Origin of the sequence: Staphylococcus sp. HMSC055A09, assembly GCF_001809655.1 — a bacterium.
Taxonomy (GTDB): domain Bacteria; phylum Bacillota; class Bacilli; order Staphylococcales; family Staphylococcaceae; genus Staphylococcus; species Staphylococcus capitis.
This window is the reverse complement of the sequence record NZ_KV798347.1, coordinates 1-5,371: the sequence shown is the minus strand read 5'-3', so window position 1 is coordinate 5,371 and position 5,371 is coordinate 1. Positions and strand designations below refer to the sequence as shown.

Here is a 5,371-nt window from a genome sequence, read left to right as displayed (position 1 = left end):
TCAAGACAAGAAGAAACTCGTTTCACTCGTTTAAAAAAAGCCCCCTAAATTTAGGGGGCTTTTATGTAATTATTTTTAAGAACTATACTAAAAAGAATGAGATTGTTTTAACTACAACTGTTGAAACTACATTAGGAACTCCCAAACTATTCAGCCAACCTATAATAGCATCTTCAGCATTACCCGAGAAGTCTGTTATATGATTTAAATATTTAATAAGACCATCCACAGTTATAGCTCCAGCCCATTTTTCTTTGCTGAACTAGATATAGGAAGTTTATCTATAGCAGTTTTTATAGCACTATTGATTTGTGTTTTTTTAGCACTTAATGCCGCTTTTAGTCCTTTTAAGGTCCAAGTAGCCTTTCCTCTATTTTGTTTTTCTATATCATATCTTTGAAGATTAGCTCCATTTTCTTTGGCAGATTGACGTGCTACCCTATCACTATCGACATTTCTGTTTCTATCATTCTGATTCTCTTGAATTGCAGCACTCTCAGTATTTGTTGAAGCTTTTGCCTGTGTATAAGGCATTCCTAAACTAGTTGCTAAAATAATACCTGATAAAGATAAAGAAACTGACTTTTTCATGTTTTAAATCTCCTCCATTAATTTAAAACATCGCCCAAAAAATCCCAATACTAGCAACATAACATAAACTTTTGGAGGTTAATAAATGGTAACTGTCATATATCAATTTATTTTATTTTTTGTAATTTTAGGAACCTACGGATTAATGCGCGGAGGCTATATGGATATTCGATGGAATTTTCTATTATCCTTGTATGGAATGTTCGTCGGTTTTCTTGTTATGTTCTATTTTTCAGTTTACAAAAGTCCAGAATTCAGTAAAAGAAAAATAAAAGTAATAGCCTTTATCAGCTCTATATTAACAATTATTATTATTCTTATCCTAGGGCATTTAATGTGGATCTTATTGACAAAATAAATTTTCTCGGCATAAATGCATGTGGTATGCTCAATACAGTGCTCCTTTTAATTGCACACCATTATAATTATTCTCCGGCTACTCAAAAATGAGTAGTCGTTTTATTTTGCATTTTAAACTCTTTCTAGGACATTTAATCATTCCACGTATAAAACTTTTTTCGTTCAACAGAGAGGCTATAAATCATTTTAAAATTTATTTCTCAACACTTTCAGAAAAAAATATTTTTTTTAATTTCAATTGTCCTTCTCAACAAAAAGCTAAAACCTGAAAAAACAGGTGTATAATGTAACTTTTATATTTTAAAGAGCATAAGAGAAATCCTGCACAGAAATGTCTCCGTATATATCCATTCGGTAGCTATTTCTGTGCAAAATATTGATTTGACAGTGTCAAATGGGATTCCTATTTATGCGATAAAAATTGTTATATGACTCCCGAACGGCTACACAAAAGCTACCGAATAGCTACCCAAAATCAAAAATAGCTCCCAAATGGCTACATAAAAAGGGAGCCATTTGGGAGCCGTTTTTCTGAAATTCTTACAAAGAATATTATTATATTTAGACAACATTACAAATTTTTTAAGAAGTAATTTTGCTTTTCGAAATTCCAAATTGCCGTAATTGAATGTGCTTTTTCTTCTTCGTCTGTTGTTTTATCTTCGTCACTTGTATTAATTAAATTGCCATCTTCGGCATCGTCTAAATTTAAAACTTTATGTTTTTGTTTAAGCAATCCACCATAACTCAACATACGTTTTCGGTATAAACCTTTTTCCAAATCATTCACGATTTCTTGATTTTTTCATCATCATCAGTTAAAAAATCAGATGCTTTAACCGAGTATTTTGAAGTCTCTTTGATTGCTATAAGATTATCTAAATTATTGGTTAAAGATATTATGTTTTTTCATGTTTTGATGACGCATATTAAGTGTGTGTATTTCTTCAAGTTCAGCTTTAATCGATTGCATTAAATATCCTTGCATAGCTTCAACGGTTTCATTCTTTTGTAGCAGCATGGCTTTAAAACGTTTTAAAACACTGACAAGTTCAAATTCGACATCTTCTAAACGATAATATGTATTAAATGTGTTGTTAAAAGATTTTTTCCCTTTGAGTAAAACACTTTTAATAATACGAATTTCTTTAATTTCAAAATTACTTAAGTAATCTTTGATTTGTTGTGGCAATTCTTCGAGTACTTGGAATTTAAGTGCATCATTATTAAATTCGGATTGTTGGTAATTTGTATGATACGAATGATTATGGTTTGTTTGATTGTTATATGTATCATTCATATTATACGTATCATTATTCTCAGTCTCTATATAATCAGTATTACTTAAATCAGTATCATTAGTGTATTCTTTTGATATGTCATGATGTATCATATTAATATTTCTTGACGTATCATTATCATATTTCTGGACGTATGATAATGATACGTCCGTGTTATTATGCTGTTCTATATCGTTTTCTTGTTGTGAAATATAATATACATCAGCTTCTGTTACTTCTGGTTTTTTAATATATAACTTATTAGGTTTATTCAAACCTACTCTTATTTGATTAAATAAATCAGCTTCTGTTAATTCTTTTTTTATTTTAGATAGCTTATTTGGACTACTAATATTTAAAATAGACTTAAGCTTTTCATTGGTATAAATAAAAAATATATCTCCATTTTCATCTACCCAATTATTTCTTATAGATAAATCTAAACGATCTCTTAGTATTGACCAAGTTATTTTTGCATCATTAGATAGTTTAGTATATTTAGGATTCGTAAAAAAAACTTTAGGTAATTGATAAAATTTCTCTTTTTGGATTTCTTTAATATTAAAGTTGGACATACAAAAAACCTCTTTCATATTTAAATTTCTAAAAGAGGTAATAAAAAAGCTATAAGTAAGTTTATATGTATTCGACTTGCACTAATAATTCTTAGTATATATAATAAAAATATAACAACTATATAAACAAACAAACTACTTGTTTTATTACCGAAGGAACCTGACTATTCCCGTAGTTAGGTTCCTTTTATATATTTATATTAACACTTTTAAAAGTTTTGTTAAATTGTTTATATACATTTGGGTGTATGCACTTTCAAAGAAAGATAAATCTTTGTATAAATTATTTTATATGGGTATATCGTATAATACTGTATAAACGCTTATATAGCAAGTATAAAAGGTGTATAAGTGTTATATAATTGGGTTGAAACCTTATACGTATAGTTATATATGGTTATGTGTATAAAGAATTATATAACCTTGTAATAACAAATATAATGGCTGTATAATGGTATAAACGTTATGTATATAACTATATGGAGGGCGTTATATGAAGAGTATGAAAGAAATTGCTGATGAATTAAACGTAACAAAAATGACTGTTTATAATAATGCTAAAAAAGCAAATGTGAAATTTCAAAAAATCGATAACGTAAATTACTTAACCAGTGAAGATGAAATTATAGTAATAAACCGAATAAGAAAAAATCAAAATAAGAATGATGATTTTGAAAGCGAAAAAAAAGAAGAACCTAATAATGATAACCTGGTGAAAGATGAGACAATAAAACAATTATATAACCAGATAGATATATATAAAGAACAATCAAATAGAGATAAAGAGCAAATAAATACACTTAATAGACTTTTAGAGAATCAACAAGTATTAGCATTAGAAAGTAATAAAAAGATTAAAAAATTAGAAGATCAATTAGAGGAAGAAAGACGACTTAATTATTCTTTTGATACGTCTGTTAATGAGAGACAAAATGTTAATGTACAAGAAGCAACATTTACTGGAGAGTCTAAAGATACTGATCAACAACAAGAATGGGAACAGCCTACAGAGGTGCAGCATAAAGATATACCTGAAGAGAAAGAGAATGAAAACCTCAATGAAGAACCATCCACAATAGACGATAAACAATTCGAAGAAATAGATAATGAATACGAAGATAAGGAAGAAAAACCACCTAAAAAAGGTTTCTGGAGTCGGTTGTTTGGTAATTAACACAATAAAAAGCATACAAGCTCATGAACTTGTAGTGCTTTTTTATGCTAGAACTTCTGATAATCATCGATTATGTTAAACCAAAGTACAACTCTTGTTTTTCAATACATTGATTAATGCTGAAGCGTTTAAGGATTAAATTATAAAACTTTTACTAAGAAGTAGTTTCTTTTCCCTTTTCTAATTATCATATACTTACCTTCAAAGGCACTATTAGGATTAACAAGAAAATTAATATCAGTTACCTTTTCTCCGTTAATATTAATAGCACCATTTATTACATCTTCGCGTGCTTGTCTTTTAGATGCTTCACAATTTATTTCTACTAACCAATCTACTATATTTTTAGTTTTGTTAGTAGCATTGAATGAAGGCATGTTTTGTAAACCTTGTTCGATTTCTTTTACTGTTAAGTCTTTTACATTGCCAGAAAATAAAGCTTGGGTGATTTTTTGAGCTTCTTGTAAAGCTGCTTCATCATGTACAAACTTAGTTACTTCTTCTGCTAATCTTTTTTGAGCTTCTCTTTTTTCTGGTTCATTTTTTACTTTTTCTTCTAGAAAATCAATTTCTTCTTTATCTAAGAATGTAAAAAATTTCAAGTATTTTATAACATCTCTATCGTCTTGGTTTAACCAAAATTGGTAAAATTCGTAAGGAGATGTACGCTTAGGATCAAGCCAAATAGCTCCACCTGCTGTCTTACCGAACTTAGTGCCATCAGCTTTTAACATTAATGGAATAGTTAAACCAAATACTTTTGCATCGTTTCCTTCTTTTTTTCTAATTAAATCTAAACCAGAAGTTATATTCCCCCATTGATCAGCACCACCAATTTGCAATTGCACATTATGGTTTTTAAATAAGTGTAAAAAATCAATAGATTGTAAAATTTGATAAGCAAATTCAGTAAATGAAATTCCTTTATCTAATCTGCTTGCCACTATATCTTTGGCTAGCATAGTATTAATATTAAAATCTTTTCCGTAGCTTCTTAAGAAATCTAATAAAGTCAAACTAGATAACCAATCATAATTATTTACAATAGTAACATTGGCATCTTTACCGAATAATTTTTTCATTTGACTTGATAGACCTTCAACATTTTCTTGTACAGTTTCAAGAGTTTGTAACATTCTTTCGGAAGTCCTACCACTAGGATCACCAATTGTACCAGTAGCGCCACCTATCAAGACAAGAAGAAACTCGTTTCAAAAAAGCCAAAAATTCTCATCGTTAAATACTTTTAAATGCACTATTAATAAATAAATGATAAAGTGAAAATGTAACATCATCCCCAAACATCATTAAATCTTTTAATATGAAAAAGTTCTTTTACCCTCCATAGCCACTTAATTGTTGAGTGGCTATTTTTAATGCTTTATTCCAAT

At 28.7% G+C, this 5,371-nt stretch carries 4 protein-coding genes and 2 pseudogenes; 1 reads left to right on the top strand and 5 read right to left on the bottom strand.

Annotation, left to right across the window (positions count from 1 at the left end; all coding sequences use genetic code 11):
* Positions 1-82 precede the first annotated feature (82 nt).
* The 4 genes and pseudogenes from HMPREF2642_RS11650 to HMPREF2642_RS00105 form a co-directional block, all read right to left on the bottom strand.
* A complete protein-coding gene (locus HMPREF2642_RS11650) occupies positions 83-229 on the bottom strand; it encodes a hypothetical protein (RefSeq protein ID WP_176744836.1) in 147 nt (48 codons plus the stop codon).
* Between the two features lie 2 nt (positions 230-231).
* Positions 232-591 (bottom strand): hypothetical protein, encoded by a 360-nt coding sequence (locus HMPREF2642_RS00120; protein WP_070597492.1) that lies wholly within the window; start codon positions 589-591, stop codon positions 232-234.
* 931 nt (positions 592-1,522) lie between these two features.
* Positions 1,523-1,818: pseudogene (locus HMPREF2642_RS11335) on the bottom strand (protein rep); the annotation flags it as partial.
* Between the two features lie 16 nt (positions 1,819-1,834).
* Positions 1,835-2,806, bottom strand: a complete 972-nt coding sequence (locus HMPREF2642_RS00105; RefSeq protein WP_070597488.1) for a replication initiator protein A — start codon at positions 2,804-2,806, stop codon at positions 1,835-1,837.
* Positions 2,807-3,299: 493 nt separating this feature from the next.
* On the opposite strand from HMPREF2642_RS00105, the gene HMPREF2642_RS00100 reads away from it, so the two are divergent.
* The gene (locus HMPREF2642_RS00100) at positions 3,300-3,980 is read left to right on the top strand and encodes a DUF536 domain-containing protein (RefSeq protein ID WP_002503026.1); all 681 of its coding nucleotides are present in this window, start codon (positions 3,300-3,302) and stop codon (positions 3,978-3,980) included.
* Positions 3,981-4,120: 140 nt separating this feature from the next.
* Here the strand turns inward: HMPREF2642_RS00100 and tyrS are convergent.
* A pseudogene (gene tyrS, locus HMPREF2642_RS00095) lies at positions 4,121-5,176 on the bottom strand (tyrosine--tRNA ligase); the annotation flags it as partial.
* Positions 5,177-5,371: the final 195 nt, after the last annotated feature.